The 16,208-nt window shown below is 63.3% G+C and carries 13 protein-coding genes; 6 read left to right on the top strand and 7 right to left on the bottom strand.

What is annotated here, in order from left to right:
- Positions 1-19: 19 nt before the first annotated feature.
- Together NKH06_RS18700 and NKH06_RS18695 are read right to left on the bottom strand one after the other, a co-directional pair.
- On the bottom strand, positions 20-1,174 hold the full coding sequence (locus NKH06_RS18700; protein ID WP_023811674.1) for an ABC transporter substrate-binding protein: 1,155 nt from the start codon (positions 1,172-1,174) through the stop codon (positions 20-22).
- 219 nt (positions 1,175-1,393) lie between these two features.
- Positions 1,394-2,305, bottom strand: a complete 912-nt coding sequence (locus NKH06_RS18695) for a LysR family transcriptional regulator (RefSeq protein WP_023811673.1) — start codon at positions 2,303-2,305, stop codon at positions 1,394-1,396.
- Between the two features lie 88 nt (positions 2,306-2,393).
- On the opposite strand from NKH06_RS18695, the gene NKH06_RS18690 reads away from it, so the two are divergent.
- A complete protein-coding gene (locus NKH06_RS18690) occupies positions 2,394-2,843 on the top strand; it encodes an RrF2 family transcriptional regulator (RefSeq protein ID WP_128304833.1) in 450 nt (149 codons plus the stop codon).
- Positions 2,833-3,732: an NAD(P)/FAD-dependent oxidoreductase gene (locus tag NKH06_RS18685; RefSeq protein ID WP_128304832.1), complete on the top strand. Its 900-nt coding sequence runs from the start codon at positions 2,833-2,835 to the stop codon at positions 3,730-3,732. Before NKH06_RS18690 ends, NKH06_RS18685 begins: the two co-directional genes overlap by 11 nt.
- Here the strand turns inward: NKH06_RS18685 and NKH06_RS18680 are convergent.
- Positions 3,729-4,505 (bottom strand): DeoR/GlpR family DNA-binding transcription regulator, encoded by a 777-nt coding sequence (locus NKH06_RS18680; RefSeq protein ID WP_127290028.1) that lies wholly within the window; start codon positions 4,503-4,505, stop codon positions 3,729-3,731. The genes NKH06_RS18685 and NKH06_RS18680 overlap by 4 nt on opposite strands.
- A gap of 403 nt (positions 4,506-4,908) precedes the next feature.
- On the opposite strand from NKH06_RS18680, the gene NKH06_RS18675 reads away from it, so the two are divergent.
- Both NKH06_RS18675 and NKH06_RS18670 read left to right on the top strand, forming a co-directional pair.
- Positions 4,909-5,796: a phosphotransferase family protein gene (locus NKH06_RS18675; protein WP_128304831.1), complete on the top strand. Its 888-nt coding sequence runs from the start codon at positions 4,909-4,911 to the stop codon at positions 5,794-5,796.
- On the top strand, positions 5,793-8,246 hold the full coding sequence (locus tag NKH06_RS18670) for a GcvT family protein (RefSeq protein WP_128304830.1): 2,454 nt from the start codon (positions 5,793-5,795) through the stop codon (positions 8,244-8,246). Before NKH06_RS18675 ends, NKH06_RS18670 begins: the two co-directional genes overlap by 4 nt.
- A gap of 1 nt (position 8,247) precedes the next feature.
- On the opposite strand, the gene NKH06_RS18665 is transcribed toward NKH06_RS18670, so the two are convergent.
- Positions 8,248-8,880, bottom strand: a complete 633-nt coding sequence (locus NKH06_RS18665) for a class I SAM-dependent DNA methyltransferase (protein WP_164893001.1) — start codon at positions 8,878-8,880, stop codon at positions 8,248-8,250.
- A 101-nt stretch (positions 8,881-8,981) separates the two neighbouring features.
- On the opposite strand from NKH06_RS18665, the gene NKH06_RS18660 reads away from it, so the two are divergent.
- On the top strand, positions 8,982-9,884 hold the full coding sequence (locus tag NKH06_RS18660; protein ID WP_023811666.1) for a phosphotransferase family protein: 903 nt from the start codon (positions 8,982-8,984) through the stop codon (positions 9,882-9,884).
- Between the two features lie 5 nt (positions 9,885-9,889).
- On the opposite strand, the gene NKH06_RS18655 is transcribed toward NKH06_RS18660, so the two are convergent.
- The gene (locus NKH06_RS18655) at positions 9,890-10,813 is read right to left on the bottom strand and encodes a DMT family transporter (RefSeq protein WP_023811665.1); all 924 of its coding nucleotides are present in this window, start codon (positions 10,811-10,813) and stop codon (positions 9,890-9,892) included.
- 106 nt (positions 10,814-10,919) lie between these two features.
- Positions 10,920-12,200 carry an amidohydrolase family protein gene (locus tag NKH06_RS18650; protein WP_352439719.1) on the bottom strand — a complete coding sequence of 427 codons (1,281 nt, stop codon included), beginning with the start codon at positions 12,198-12,200 and terminating at the stop codon, positions 10,920-10,922.
- A 169-nt stretch (positions 12,201-12,369) separates the two neighbouring features.
- On the opposite strand from NKH06_RS18650, the gene NKH06_RS18645 reads away from it, so the two are divergent.
- Complete coding sequence (locus NKH06_RS18645; RefSeq protein ID WP_352439720.1) at positions 12,370-14,124, top strand: ABC transporter ATP-binding protein; 1,755 nt, start codon at positions 12,370-12,372, stop codon at positions 14,122-14,124.
- 159 nt (positions 14,125-14,283) lie between these two features.
- Here NKH06_RS18645 and ilvD read toward each other — a convergent pair whose 3' ends face one another.
- Positions 14,284-16,128: a dihydroxy-acid dehydratase gene (gene ilvD, locus NKH06_RS18640; protein ID WP_023811662.1), complete on the bottom strand. Its 1,845-nt coding sequence runs from the start codon at positions 16,126-16,128 to the stop codon at positions 14,284-14,286.
- Positions 16,129-16,208: the final 80 nt, after the last annotated feature.

Below are 16,208 nucleotides of genomic sequence, written 5' to 3'. Positions count from 1 at the left end.
AGAGGGAGGGTAAGAAAAATCACCGCCCGCCGATGACGCCGATATAGTCCGACACCCAGCGGTAGTAGGGCACGCACTGGTCGTTCTGGGTGGTGCATTTCGACACCGGCGTCTTCCAGAACTTGATCTTGTCGAAATTCTCGTAGCCGTTGGTCTTGCAGCCTTCGTCGGTCAAAAGCTCGTTGCCCTTGCAGGCGGCGGGCACGACGGGCAGCGAACCGAACCAGGCCGAGACATCGCCCTGCACCTTGGGCGACAGCGAATGTTCCATCCACATATAGGCGCAGTTTGGGTTGGCCGAATCGGCTTCCATCATCGTGGTGTCGGCCCAACCGGTGGCGCCCTCCTCCGGGATGGTGGACGCGACCGGCTTCTTTGCGGCGACCAGCGTGTTGACCTGATACGGCCACGAGCCGGAAGCGACGACGCCTTCGTTCTGGAAATCGTCGACCTGAATGGCGGCGTCGTGCCAATAGCGGCCGACCAGCGTGCGCTGGACGCGCAGCAATTCCAGCGCAGCCTTGTACTGATCCTCGTTCAGTTCGTAGGGGTCCTTGATGCCGAGTTCCGGCTTGTGGAACATCAGATAGTTGGCGGCATCCGCGATGTGGATCGGCCCGTCATAGGCTTGGACGCGGCCCTTGTTGGACTTGCCGTCAGGCAGCTTCATTTCCTCGAAGACGATGTTCCAGCTCTTGGGAGCCTCCTTGAACACGTCGGTGTTGTACATGAGGACGTTCGGGCCCCACTGGTAAGGAACGCCGTAATGGGCGCCGCCGACGGTGAACCACGGCGCGTCCTTGAGGCGCTCGTCGACCGTCTTCCAGCTCGGGATGAGATCGGTGTTGATCGGCTGCACGCGCTTGCCGGCAACGAGGCGCAGCGAGGCATCGCCTGAAGCGGTGACGAGGTCGAAGCCGCCCTCATTCATCAGCGAGACCATCTCGTCGGAGGTGTTGGCGGTCTTGACGTTGACCTTGCAGCCGGTCTCCTTCTCGAAGGAGGTCACCCAGTCATAGCCCTTGTCGGTTTCGCCGCGCTCGATATAGCCCGGCCAGGCAACGATGTTGACCTGGCCTTCGCCCTTGCCAAGTTCCTTGACCTGGGCGACGGCCTGACCGGAAAAGGTCAGCGCGACCGTCAGAGCAGTGCATGACTTCAGGAATGAATTCATTGTCGATCTCCCATTTAGGCGCCTGACCCTGAAAGCCGGTTTCGGTCTTCGCTAGGGGTCACGCGCGGACTGAAAACTGTCAGTTCGTCCGTTGGGCTTGATGCCGCTCTGATGGCGGCTTTGGTCCCTGGACCGAAAGTGCTTTGAAAACTCCGGTTTCGCAAATTCATTTATCAGAAGGGCGATATCGGTTTTTCCGATAGGTGGGCAGTCGATCTCTCAGGGACGCTGGCGGACCGTCCGTTGCGACTGGGCAAGGCCGATGAAATCGCGCGCCGCCTGCGGCAGACCGGAGCCGCGCCGCCAGACCATGCCGACCTGGACCACCGGCAAGGAGCCGGAAATGTCGCGCGATTCGATGCGGTCGCCTTCCAGCGACCAGGGCCGGTAGACGAGGTCGGGCAGCAGCGCCACACCGGCGCCGGTGGCGACCAGACTGCGCACGGCCTCCACGGAACGGGTGCGGAAGGCGACATGCGGCTTGGCGCCGATCGCCGTCAGCAGCTTGCCGGTATTCTCCTCGATCTCGTCGACGGTCAGCATGATCAGCGTTTCGGAGGCAATGTCGCCAATGCCGATGATGTCGGCGCCGACGAGCGGATGACCGAGCGGCAGCCACAGCCGATAGGCCGAGACTTCGAGGATTTCCGACTGCAACGCGGTGCGGTCGCGCAAATTGGAGGTGACCATGACGGCAATGTCGAGCTTGCCGCCGATCAGGAGGTGTTCGAGATAATCGCCATTGTCCTCGATGGCAGAGACCTCGACACCGGGATAGGCGCGGCGGTAGCGGGCGAGCAGATCCGACAGCACATAGCCGGCGACCAGTGAGGTGACGCCGAGCTGCAGCCGGCCGGCCGCCACCGTCTGCTCGCCCGAGAAAGAGCGGCGCGCGTCGGAAACGTCCGCGAGAATCTTCGTCGCGTGGCGCAGGAACTGGTGGCCCTTGTGGGTGATGTTGAGGCCACGCGGATGGCGTTCGAACAGTTCGACGCCGAGATCGCTTTCGAGCTCCTTGATCGCTTCGGTGACCGACGATTGCGAGATTGACAGGTTCTGCGCGGCGCCCGAGACCGTGCCTTGCTCGGCGACGGCGATGAAGAACTGCAACTGGCGGATGGTGAAAGCCATGGCCGGACTAAACACGGCGGACGCGATGCTGGGAAGTGGCAACCGGCGAACACTTGACGGCTTCGCCAATCGTAACTAACTAAGTTACATGAAGCGCAACAGCCGACTGTCCTCGACCTTGCACATTCTCGTCCACATGGCCGAGAAGCCCGAACAGGCGCTGACCTCCGAGCAGCTTGCCACCTTCATCCACACCAATCCGGTCGTGGTCCGCCGCACCATCGCAGGCTTGCGCGATGCCGGCATCGTCACCTCGTCACGCGGGCACGGTGGCGGCTGGCTGCTCGGACGGGCGCCCGAGAAAATCTCCCTGGCCGAGATCAGCGCAGCGCTTGGCGAGACGCTGCTGCCGTTCAGCACCGAGCCGGAAAGCCCCGGCTGCCTCGTCGAGCAGGCGGTGATCGCCGTGCTCGACGATTTTCGCATCGCCGCCGAAAAGCTGCTGGCGGAGAAACTGAGCCGCATCACGCTGGCCGACCTGACCGCCGATTTCCGCCGCCGTTTTGACCTCATTGGAGTCTCCAGCCATGCAGTATGATCTTGCCGTCGTCGGCGGCAGCTTTGCCGGCCTGTCCGCCGCCATCCAGGTGGCGCGCGCTGGACGCAAGGTGCTGGTGATCGACGCCGGCCAGCCGCGCAACCGCTTTGCCGAGCATTCGCACGGCTTCCTCGGACATGACGGGCGCGCGCCCGGCGCAATCCTGGATGACGCAAGGCGGCAGCTGCTGGCCTATCCGACAGCCAGGGTTGTCGACAGGCGTGCGGACAAGGCCGTTGCTGCTGACAGCAGCGATTTCGAAATCGCCACCGACGGCGGCGAGACATTCGGCGCCACACGGCTGGTGCTGGCCACCGGGGTGCGCGATATCCTGCCGGAGGTTGCCGGTCTTGCCGAGCTCTGGGGCAGAAAAGTGCTGCACTGCCCCTATTGCCACGGCTACGAGGTTTCCGGCGGGCCGCTCGGCGTGCTCGCAACCGGCCCGATGTCCCTGCATCAGGCGCAATTGATCGCCGATTGGGGCGATGTCACGCTGTTCGGCAACGGCCTGTTCGAGCCTGACACAGAGCAGATGCGCGCGCTGGAGAGCCGAAAGGTGCGGTTTGAGCCCACCAGCGTTGCCGAGCTGCGGGAAGACGGCTCCGGCGGGTTGATCGTCCACCTCGACGATAGCCGAAAGGCCGGCGTCAGGGCGATGTTCACCGCGCCGCGCAACACCATGGCCAGCCCGCTGGCCGAACAGCTCGGCTGCGGCTTCACCGAAGGCCTTCTCGGTCCGATAATCACCGTCGATGACAGGCAGCAGACGACCGTGCCCGGCGTCTACGCCGCCGGCGACGCGGCACGTTCGATGCACAACATCGCCTTTGCGGTATCGGCTGGCACCTTTGCGGGCGTCTGCGCCCACCAGTCGCTGGTGTTTAGCTAAAACCCGGCTTCCTCGTCGGCGATGCTAAGCCGCGCGCCGGCCTGCGCAAGGGCGGCGGCCAGGTCGTGCGGCGGCGAGCGATCGGTGGCGAGTTCGGAAAAGCTGTCGAAGCCGCAGACCTGGACCAGACCAAGACGGCCGAATTTCGAGTGATCGGTGATGACCAGGGACCGCTGGCCGCGCGACAGCACCATGCGGGCGAACTCGGCTTCATCCAGATCAAAATCCATGACGCCCATCACCGCGTCGACGCCGCCGGTGGAAATGATGGCGTGGCTGACCGAAAAACGACTGACAAAATCGATTGCCGAGGCGCCGAAAGCAGCGCCGGAATCGCTGCGCAGCTCGCCGCCCGCCATATAGACCTTGTTGCCGTTGATGGTGGCCAGCGTGCGGGCAATATCCGAGGAATTGGTGACGACCGTCAGGCGCCGGTGGCCAAGCAGTTCACGCGCAAGGAACGAGGTCGTCGTGCCGGTGTCGAGCATGATCGATTCGCCGTCGCGTATGGTGGCGGCGACCATGCGGGCAATGACGCGCTTGGCGTCGGCGTTCTCACGCATACGCCGCTCGAACGGCGCTTCGCCGATCATCGACGGCAGGCCGATGGCGCCATGCATCTTGAGGACAGAGCCATCACCAGTCAGTGGCTTGACGTCGCGGCGCACTGTCTCGAGCGACACGCCCAGCCGGTCGGCCAGACTGGCGATGGTGACGGTGCCCTCTTCCTGCAGGAGACGCAGGATCTCGCCGTGTCGTTTGGACTGGGCCATCTGGTTTCCCGAACTGATGCTCCTGACCGATTCTAAGGTAATTCAAGTGCTTTTAAAGGAACTACCTTATGCTTTCGGGCAAAATACCCAAAAAAAGTCACACCTTTTTATTGACAAGCGGGCAACCCGGGCGTGAAATCAAAGACATCAACAGGCTTCAGATCTGCGACTGGGGGCAGAGACGCAACTCAGTGGTCAGGCCGTTTGGAACGTGCCTGTACAAGGAATTTTCAGATCCGCGGGGGCGGATGCCGGGCTCAAAAACCTGGCCAAGGGGCTCGTCGGTGCGGTGCGGGATACCGATCCTGGCGTCCCGCACCGACGAGAGTATTTACGTTTCTCCCCGCCGTCGTTGCGCTGTTCACGGCGCCTTGTCGAAGCCCAGCAAACCAGGGATGATTCCGTGACCGCCGAAGATCGCATCCGCGCCCTGCCCTGCTGGACCGGTGGCATCGAGATCGCACCGCTGCCCGGCGGCCTGAGCAACGCGAATTATGTGGTCACGGACGCGGCCGGACGACATGTCGTGCGCTTCGGCAAGGACTATCCGTTCCACCATGTCTTTCGCGAGCGCGAGGTTATGACCGCGCGGGCGGCGCATGCCGCCGGTTTCGCGCCAGCCGTCCACCATGCCGAACCGGGCATACTGGTAACGGAATTTCTCGGTGCGAAAACCTATCTGGCGGAAGACGTGCGCGCCAATCTCGGCCGCGTCGCGGCTCTGATGCGCGCCTTCCACCGGGAGATGCCCAATCACGTTTCCGGCGCCGGCTTCATGTTCTGGGTGTTCCATGTCATCCGCGACTATGCGCGCACGCTTGAAGAGGGCGGGAGCCGCAAGCGCAGCGACTTGCCGCGCCTTTTGACACTGGCCGACGAACTGGAGCGCGCGCAGAAGCTGCTGCCGATCGTCTTTGGCCACAATGATCTGCTGCCGGCCAACATTCTCGATGACGGCAACAGGCTGTGGCTGATCGACTTCGAATATGCCGGTTTCAACACGGCGATGTTCGACCTCGCAGGCGCCGCCTCCAACGCCGGCATGAGCGACGAGGAATCCTTCGCCTTCCTGACAGCCTACTTCATGAAGGAGCCGGACGATGCGATCCGCCGTTCGCACGCGGCCATGCAATGCGCCTCGCTGCTGCGCGAGGCGATGTGGAGCATGGTCTCCGAGCTCTATCTCGACGCGCCAGGCATCGACTACGTCGCCTACACCGAGGAAAACCTCGTCCGGCTCGACGCGGCACTTGAAAACTACCGGACAAAATACGGGATACAGAAATCATGACATTGCCGAGCCAGGCCGCCATCGTCGTCATCGGCGGCGGCATCATCGGCTGTTCGACGGCCTATCATCTGGCGCGCGACCATAAGGCTGACGTGGTGCTGCTGGAGCAGGGCAAGCTGACCTCGGGTTCGACCTGGCATGCGGCCGGCCTTGTCGGGCAATTGCGCTCGTCGGCGTCTATCACCCGCGTGCTGAAATACTCCGTCGACCTCTACAAGGGACTGGAGGCCGAGACCGGTCTCGCCACCGGCTGGAAGATGACCGGCTGCCTCAGGCTCGCCACCAATGCCGACCGCTGGACGGAGTACAAAAGGCTGGCGACAACAGCAAAAAGCTTCGGCATGGACATGCAATTGCTGTCGCCGGACGAGGTGAAAAGAATGTGGCCGCTGCTGGAGACCGGCGATCTCGTCGGCGCCTCCTGGCTGCCGACCGATGGCCAGGCGAGCCCCTCCGACATCACGCAGTCGCTGGCCAAGGGCGCGCGCATGCATGGCGCCAAACTGTTCGAGGATGTCCGTGTCACCGGCTTCGAAATGAAGGACGGCCGCATCACGGCGGTGAAGACCAGCAAGGGCGACATCGCCTGCGACAAGGTGGTCAACTGTGCGGGCCAATGGGCGCGGCAAGTGGGGGCCATGGCCGGCATCAACGTGCCGCTTCAGCCGGTGAAGCACCAGTACATCATCACCGAGAAGATCGACGGTCTGGCGACCGACGCGCCGACCATCCGCGACCCTGACCGACGCACCTATTTCAAGGAGGAAGTCGGCGGGCTGGTGATGGGCGGCTATGAGCCGAACCCGCAGGCCTGGGCGACTGGTCTCCCCGGCGGCGACGTACCCAATGATTGGGAGTTCAGGCTGTTCGACGACGACTACGACCATTTCGAGCAGCACATGAGCCAAGCGATCGCGCGCGTGCCGGCGCTGGAAACCGTCGGCGTCAAGCAGATGATCAACGGGCCGGAGAGTTTTACGCCGGACGGCAATTTCATTCTCGGCACAGCGCCCGAATGTGCCAACATGTTCGTCGGCGCCGGCTTCAACGCCTTCGGCATCGCCTCGGGCGGCGGCGCCGGCTGGGTGCTGGCGCAGTGGGTGGTCGACGGCGAAGCGCCGCTCGACCTTTGGGTGGTCGACATCAGGCGCTTTTCCAACCTGCACCGCGACCGTCAGTGGGTCCGCGACCGCACGCTGGAGGCCTATGGCAAGCACTATACGATCGGCTTCCCGCATGAGGAGTATGCCAGCGGGAGGCCCCGTATCCTCTCGCCGCTCTACGACAGGCTGAAACAGCATAATGCTGTGTTCGGCTCGAAGCTCGGCTGGGAGCGGCCGAACTGGTTCGCGCCCGAAGGCGTCGAGCCGCAGGACATCTATTCGATGGGCCAGCAGAACTGGTTCGCGGCGGTCGGCGACGAACACCGTCATGTGCGCGAAAAGGTTGGCATATTCGATCAATCCTCCTTCGCCAAATACGAGTTGAGCGGGCCCGATGCGCTGAAGGCGCTGGACTGGATCTGCGCCAACGACGTCAGCAAACCGGTCGGCCGGCTGACCTACACGCAGCTTCTCAACACGCGCGGCGGTATCGAGGCTGATCTCACTGTGGCGAGGCTGGCCGAGGAGAAATTCTACATCGTCACCGGCACAGGTTTCCGCACGCATGATTTCTCATGGATCAGCGATCATATCGGCGAAGGGCTCGACGCCAGGCTTGTCGACGTCACCGAGGATTTCGGCACGCTGTCGCTGATGGGTCCTCGGGCGCGCGACGTGCTCTCGGCGGCGACCGGAACCGACGTGTCGAATGCCGGCTTCCCGTTCGGCCATGTGCATGAGATTGCCATCGCCGGCCACACGGTTCGGGCGCTGCGCGTCACCTATGTCGGCGAACTCGGCTGGGAACTGCATGTGCCGATCGCGGCCACCGGCGAAGTCTTCGACGCGCTGCTGGCGGCAGGCGAGAAGCATGACATCCGCCCGGTCGGCTATCGGGCGCTGGAATCGCTAAGGCTGGAAAAAGGCTATCGCGCCTGGGGCTCCGACATCACCCCCAACGACACGCCGCAGGAAGCCGGGCTCGGTTGGGCGGTCAAGCTGCGCAAGAACACCGATTTCGTTGGACGGCGCGCGCTGGAGAAGACCAGCGGCGCGGCACTGAAGAAACGCTTTGCCGGCTTCACGGTCGACGACCCCGAGATCGTGCTGCTCGGTCGCGAAACCATACTGCGCAATGGCGATCCGGTCGGTTATCTCAGCAGCGGTGGTTATGGCTACACGCTGGGCAAGACCATCGGCTACGGCTATGTGCGCAACGCCGACGGGGTGAGCGACGATTTTCTAGTCTCGGGCGACTATGAACTGGTGGTTGCGATGGAGAGGACACCGGCCAAGATCCATCTCGAGCCGATGTACGACCCGGCAGGCGCCAGGGTCAAAGCGTAGGTCAGGTCACGCGCAGTGCGAGACCGCGGCTGGGCACGGTGTCGGCTTCGCCCGGCATGGAGACGTAAGGGCGCGTTTCCTCGACGCGGGTGACGAGGCCTTGCGCCTCGATCTCGCCGACACGCGTGGCAAAGCCGGCATCCCACAGCGTGTTCTTGACCGTCAGCACGATCACGCCGCCCGGGCGGCAGATGCGGATTAGCTCGTCCAGCCCCTCGACGCCGACATGGCCCGAGGTGAAGACGCCGGCCGAGATGATCCCGGCATAGGCATCATCGGCAAAGGGCAGATGACCGCCGAGCGCCAGGCAATGGAGCGCGGAATAGACGCCCTTGCGGGCCGCCTGATCCAGCATGCCTTGTGAAATATCGAGTGCCTCGACTTGCGGGTAACCAGCAATATCAAGCCATTCGCCGATGAGCCCGGTGCCGGCCCCGGCATCGAGCAGCGGTGCTGAACCGCGCGGCAGATGGCGGGCCAGCAAGGCAAGGCAGATCGTCGGATGGCGATAGCCGGCGGCCGACATGTCGGCGTCATAGGTTTCCGACCAGCGATCATAGAGTGCGGCCACCTCTTCGGGCCGCTTTGCCGCGTAGGCCGCGCCGAGCGCGCCATGATGTTTGCTGTCCGCCACTTTTATCCAGTCCGCCAATTTTTGATCTCGCAGTGATGATAGCCAAAGCGCGAAAATTGTGGAACCGTCGCTGCGACAAATAACGGCGTGGGGGCGCAGGCATGGTGACTGACGAGGCGCGTGCGGCACTGGACGCCATTCCCATGCTGGCCGGCTACAGCGGGCCGCTGGAACGGCTGGGCGGCCTCACCAACCTCGTCTTCAAGGCCGGCGACTTCTGCCTGCGCATTCCCGGCAAGGGCACCGAGGAATACATCAACCGGGCCAACGAAGCAGTGGCTGCACGCGAAGCGGCAAAGGCAGGGGTCAGTCCCGAGGTGCTGCATGTCGACCCCGGCACCGGGGTGATGGTGACACGCTACATCGCCGGCGCCGAAACGATGTCGCCGGAGAAATTCCGGACACGTCCGGGCAGTCCGGCCCGCGCCGGCGAGGCCTTTCGCAAGCTGCACGATTCAGGCGCGGTGTTTCCCTTCCGCTTCGAATTGTTCGCGATGATCGACGATTACCTCAAGGTGCTGTCCACCAAGGAGGTCGCCCTGCCCGCCGGTTATCATGACGTGGTGCGCGACGCCGAGAGCGTGCGCTCGGCGCTGGCCGCCTATCCGCTGCCGCTCGTTGCCTGCCACTGCGATCCGCTGTGCGAGAACTTTCTCGATACCGGCGAGCGGATGTGGATCGTCGACTGGGAGTATTCGGGCATGAATGACCCACTCTGGGACCTTGGCGACCTCAGCGTGGAAGGCAAATTCGACACGGGGCAGGATGAGGAGATGATGCGCGCCTATTTCGGCGGCGAGGCCAAGCCGGCGGAGCGCGGCCGCATCGTCATCTACAAGGCGATGTGCGACCTGTTGTGGACGCTGTGGGGGCTGATCCAGCTCGCCAACAACAATCCGGTCGATGATTTTCGCGCCTATGCCGACGGTCGGTTCGCGCGCTGCAAGGCGCTGATGGAGACGACGGAGTTTTCACGGCACCTGGCGGCGATACGTCAGGGCTGAGCCTACTAATTCACGCCCTTCGGCACGTTTTCGGGCGGCACCGCAGTCTCGACCACTTTCTGGCGGTGGAAGATGAACAGGCCGGCCAGAACGACGATGCCCGAGCCGATCAGTATGCGCGGGCCTGGCACGTCGCCGAAGAATGCCAGTCCGAACACCACCGCCCACAGCAGCAGCGTGTAGTGCAGCGGCGCCAATGTCGAAGCCGGCGCCAGCTTGAGCGCCCTGGTGATCATCAGATGCGCGCCGCAGGAGACGATGCCGAGCAGCAGCATGGCGCCGAGATCGAGCGCCGACGGCGTCTGCCAGGCGCCGATGGTCAGCACACCCCCGACCAGCAGCGTGCCGATAGTCTGCCATGTCACCAGATTGGTGTCGCTGGTGCCGCGCAGCCGGCGGTTGAGGATGATGGCGAAGGCGAAGGAGATGCTGCCCACCAGCGCAAAGCCCGACGACAGCGAGAACGCCGCCGAGGACGGTTTCAGCATGATCAAAACGCCGCAGAAGCCGAGCAGGATCGCCATCCAGCGGCGCCAACCGACCTTTTCGCCAAGCAAGAGGTGCGAGAGCGCCGCAACGTAGATCGGCCCGGCCATGTAGAAACTCATGACATCGGCAAGCGGCAGATAGACCACGGCGGCATAAAAGAGCGCGGTGTCGAGCGTGGTCATGACAACGCGCAGCAGCTGCAGCTCCAAGCGCTCCATGCGAAACAGCTTGGCCGTGCCTTGATGGGCAATCATCGGGCCAAGCACGAAAAAGGCGCCGATGGAGCGGATCAGCACCACCTGACCGACGGAGAAGCTGGCGACCAGCCACTTGCCCATGGCGTCGTTCAGCGCAAACAGGAAGTCGCCGGCCAGCATCAGCAGAATGCCGGCCAGAAGCACATTCCTGATCGTCGAATTCTGCGCCACGGGCTGCGTCATGCCGATCCCGATTCCTCCCTGGTAAGCCGCGTCGTAGACGGAAGCGGCGGCTTTGACGAGGAGAATTCGGGCAATGGGTAAGACCAGCGCCAGGAATCGGCTGTATCTAGCTGGATATGTGCCGCCGGTTCACCATTCCCGGCCTTCCGTCGATGGACAGCCTGGTTTCCTGCTTCGTCCGCTCCGCCACCACCTTGCCCCTGGCGATGACGCACAGGCGCTCGGCGCGCAAGCGCAGGGCTTCGACCGGATTGCCGGCATCGAGGACGACAAGGCTGGCGCGCTTGCCGACCGCCAGGCCGAGATGATCGAGGCCCATGATCGCGGCATTGACGTTGGTGACCATGTCGAAGCAGCGCGCCATCTCGGCCGGGCTCGACATCTGAGCAACGTGCAGACCCATGAAGGCGACATCGAGCATGTCGGCGGTGCCAAGCGAATACCAGGGATCGAGCACGCAATCCTGGCCCCAGCCGACGCGAATGCCGAGCGCCAGCATCTCCTTGACCCGAGTCAGGCCGCGGCGCTTCGGGAAGGTGTCGTGGCGGCCCTGCAGCATGATGTTGATCAGCGGATTGGGAATGACCGAGACGCCGGCCTCGGCGATCAGCGGCAGCAGCTTCGAGACGTAGTAATTGTCCATCGAATGCATCGATGTGAGATGCGAGCCGGCCACCCTGTTTTGCAGACCAAGGCGCTGCGTCTCATAGGCAAGCTGTTCGATGTGACGCGACAGCGGGTCGTCGGTCTCGTCGCAATGCAGGTCGACCATCAGGCCGCGTTTGGCCGCGATCTCGCACAGCTCCGTTACCGAACGCGTGCCGTCGGCCATGGTGCGCTCGAAATGGGGGATGCCGCCGACAATGTCGACGCCCATGTCCAATGCGCGGATGGTGTTCTCACGTGCCGTCGGCGAGCGGTAGAACCCGTCCTGCGGGAAGGCGACCAGTTGCAGGTCGATATAGGGGGCGACCGTCTTCTTGACCTCGAGCAGCGCCTCGACCGCCAGCAGCCTGTCATCGCAGACATCGACATGGGTGCGGATTGCGAGCAGGCCCATCGACACCGCCCAGTCGCAATAGGCCAATGCGCGATCACGCACCGCCTCATGCGTCAAAAGCGGCTTCAACTCGCCCCATAGCGAAATGCCTTCGAGCAGCGTACCCGACGCGTTGATGCGCGGAATGCCGTATGAGAGCGTCGCGTCCATGTGGAAATGCGGATCGACGAAGGGCGGCGAGACCAGATTGCCACGGGCGTCGATCTCGGTTCGCGCGGAACCCTGCATAACGGGCTCGATCGCTGCGATCGTCTCACCGCTGATGCCTATGTCGGCAACCCTGCCATCAGGCAGCGTGCCGCCGCGAACGATAAGGTCGAAATCCATCTGTCGTCATCCCGTCAAAAGAATCATCTGATATAGCCGAGGCTGAAAATCGCATCCCGTCGATGCCGCTTGCAACAGCGGTTTGTCCGCAGCGGCCGCGGATGGTTCCATCCGGCCGCAACTCCCTCTATAAGCCGCCTTCGTTGTCCCGGTTTCAAGGATCCGCCGTTTGTTTCGTTTCTTCCGCTCGACGGAAAACCAGCGCCTCGTTGCGAGGTTGATCCGGGAATCCTTTTACCAGCACAGGTTTGGCTACGGCGCCGCGATCTTGTCGATGCTTGTGGTGGCCGCCACGACCGGCGCCAGCGCCTGGATTCTCAAAGAGATCACCGACGAATTCGTGGTCTTCAAGCGGATTGACCGCGTCAACCTGATTGCGGCGGGGGTCGCCACGATCTTCATTCTCAAGGGTCTCGCCAACTTCATCCAGGCTTATTTCATGAGCCGGGTCGGCAACGCCATTATCGCCGATCGCCAGCGCAAGATCTACGACCGCATCCTGGCGCAAGGCATCGAATTCTACCATTCGACCTCGTCGTCCGACCTGATCACACGCATGACCAACAATGCGCAGGCTGCGCGCAACGTGCTCGACCTCGTTGTCACGTCCTATGTGCGCGACCTGTTGTCGCTGGTTGTCCTGGTAGGAGTCATGGTCTGGCAGCAGCCAGCCTTGTCCATAATCTGCTTTGTCGTCGGCCCCTTGGCTATCTACGGGGTCAACCGCATCCTCAAACGTGTTCGCAAGTTCGCCGCGATGGAGTTTCGCTCGGTCGGCCAGATCGTGCAGGTGATGCAGGAAACGGCAATCGGCGTGCGCGTCGTCAAATCCTTCAACCTCGAAGGCGCAATGCGCAACCGCATGTACAAGGCCGTGTCGGACGTCGAGAACCGGGCCAACAACATCGCGACGCTGGAGGCTGCGACAAGCCCGGTGATGGAGACGCTGGCCGGACTGGCAATTGCCGGGGCCATCTTCGTCAGCGGCTTCCTGGTCTTGCAAGGCGGCCAGATGCCTGGAAACATCATGGCCTTCATCGGGGCGCTCCTGTTCGCCTATGAGCCGGCAAAGCGCCTTGCGCGCGTGCGCATATCGCTGGAAAGCGGCATTGTCGGCGTGCGCATGATGTTCGAGCTCGCCGACCAGCCGCTGACTCTGGTCGAGAAGCCGGACGCGAAGCCGCTTCTGGCCGGACCGGGCGAGATCCGGTTCGACGCCGTCGACTTCGCTTATCAGAACGGGCCGCCGGTGCTGGACAGGTTCGATCTGACGCTTGCGCCCGGCAAGATGACGGCGCTGGTCGGGCCTTCCGGCGGCGGCAAGTCGACGATTCTAAACCTGATCATGCGCATGTACGACCCGAAGAGCGGCAAGGTGCTGTTCGATGGTCAGGATATTTCCCATGCGACGCTCGCATCGCTGCGGGAAAAGATCGCCTATGTCAGCCAGGACACGTTCCTGTTTGCCGGCACCATCATGCACAACATCCGGCTTGGGCGCGAGGGTGCGACCGACGAAGAGGTGATCGCCGCCGCCAAGGCGGCCAACGCCCATGACTTCATCAGCGCGCAGGCGAAAGGCTACGAGACGGATGTCGGCGAGAATGGCGGCCTGCTGTCGGGCGGCCAACGCCAACGGATCTCGATCGCACGCGCCATGCTGCGCAATGCCGAGATCCTGCTTCTGGACGAAGCGACCAGCGCGCTCGATGCCGAATCGGAAGCACTGTTCCGAGACGCGCTGCAGCAATTGACGGAAGGCCGCACGACGGTCGTTATCGCGCACCGTCTGTCAACCGTGCACCAGGCAGACACGATCGTGGTGCTCGAAGCCGGCAAGGTGGTGGAAAGCGGCCCGCACAAGACCTTGCTCAAGCAGGGCGGGCTTTACCAGAAGCTTTATGAGTATCAGTTGATGCCGTGATGGTGTTCCGGATGTTGGAGCCAGCCCCCCTTATCCGGCCCTTCGGGCCACCTTCTCCCCGAGGGGAGAAGAGATCGTCAGCGCCGGCGCCAGCCTCTTCTCCCCTGCGGGGAGAAGGTGGCCGCGTAGCGGCCGGATGAGGGGGCCTGGGCGCGAACCTTATTCCGGCACAAACCTGACCGCGCCCTTGGCCGCGCTGGTCGCCATCGCGGCATAGGCGCGCAAGGCGGTCGTCACCTTGCGCTTGCGCTTTTCCTCGGGCTTCCAGGCCAGGGCGCCCCTGGCCTCCATAGCAGCACGGCGCGCTGCCAGTTCGGCATCGTCGACAGCCAGGCGGATGCTGCGGTTGGGGATGTCGATCTCGATCGTATCGCCCTCCTGCACGAGCCCGATCAGCCCGCCTTCGGCGGCTTCCGGCGATGCGTGGCCGATCGACAGGCCCGAGGTGCCGCCGGAGAAGCGGCCGTCGGTGACCAGAGCGCAGGCCTTGCCGAGCCCTTTCGACTTCAGATAGCTGGTTGGATAAAGCATTTCCTGCATGCCTGGGCCGCCGCGCGGCCCTTCATAGCGGATGACGACCACATCGCCGGCCTTGATCTCGTTCGACAGGATCGCCTTGACGCTGGAATCCTGGCTTTCGAACACGCGGGCCGGGCCGGTGAACTTCAGGATCGATTCATCGACGCCGGCCGTCTTCACGATGCAGCCGTCGAGCGCCAGATTGCCTTTCAGCACGGCGAGGCCGCCATCCTTGGAAAAGGGATGTTCGGTCGAGCGGATGACGCCTTTCTCGCGGTCGAGATCGAGTTCGTCCCAGCGGCGGTCCTGGCTGAAAGCGACCTGTGTCGGCACGCCACCAGGGGCGGCGAGGAAGAAATCGCGCACACTCTGGCTGGTCGTGCGAGAAATATCCCAATGGTCGAGCGCTTCGCCCAGCGTTCGCGTGTGCACCGTCGGCAGGTCGCGGTTGAGCAGGCCGGCATTGTCGAGCTGGCCGAGGATGGCCATGATGCCGCCGGCGCGGTGCACGTCTTCCATGTGCACGTCGGACTTGGCCGGAGCAACCTTGCACAGCACCGGCACCTTGCGCGACAGCGCGTCGATGTCGTCCTGATCGAAATCGATTTCGCCCTCATGCGCGGCGGCGAGAATGTGCAGCACGGTGTTGGTCGAGCCGCCCATGGCGATGTCGAGCGTCATAGCGTTCTCGAACGCACCTTTGGAGGCGATGTTGCGTGGCAGCGCGGTTTCGTCGTCCTGCTCGTAATAGCGCTGGGCGAGATCGACGATCAGGTGGCCGGCCTCGACGAACAGCCGCTTGCGGTCGGCATGCGTGGCCAGCGTCGAGCCGTTGCCGGGCAATGAAAGGCCAAGCGCCTCGGTCAGGCAATTCATCGAATTGGCGGTGAACATGCCCGAGCAGGAGCCGCAGGTCGGGCAGGCCGAGCGCTCGATGACCTTGACGTCCTCGTCGGAAATTCTGTCGTCGGCGGCCGCCACCATGGCATCGACCAGGTCGAGAGCCTGCGTCTTGCCGGCGAGCACCACCTTGCCGGCTTCCATCGGGCCGCCGGAAACGAAGACGGTAGGGATGTTGAGGCGCAACGATGCCATCAGCATGCCGGGCGTGATCTTGTCGCAATTGGAGATGCAGACCATGGCGTCGGCACAGTGAGCGTTGACCATGTATTCGACGGAATCGGCGATCAGCTCGCGCGACGGCAGCGAATAGAGCATGCCGTCATGGCCCATGGCGATGCCGTCGTCGACGGCGATGGTGTTGAATTCCTTGGCGACGCCGCCGGCCTTCTCGATCTCGCGCGCGACCAACTGGCCGAGATCCTTCAGATGGACATGGCCCGGCACGAACTGGGTGAAGGAGTTGACCACCGCGATGATCGGCTTGCCGAAATCGCTGTCCTTCATGCCGGTGGCGCGCCAGAGGCCGCGAGCGCCGGCCATGTTGCGGCCATGGGTGGTGGTGCGGGAGCGATAGGCAGGCATGTTTTTTCCTTGGTGGCTGGCCACAGCCAGGCATGGCGCGGCGGAGCTGAATTCGGACCGCAGGCGTTATAGACGCGCAA

The organism is Mesorhizobium sp. M1342 (assembly GCF_040317955.1).
Taxonomy (GTDB): Bacteria; Pseudomonadota; Alphaproteobacteria; order Rhizobiales; family Rhizobiaceae; genus Mesorhizobium.
The sequence above is the reverse complement of the archived record's forward strand: the minus strand, read 5'-3'. Positions and strand labels throughout refer to the sequence as shown.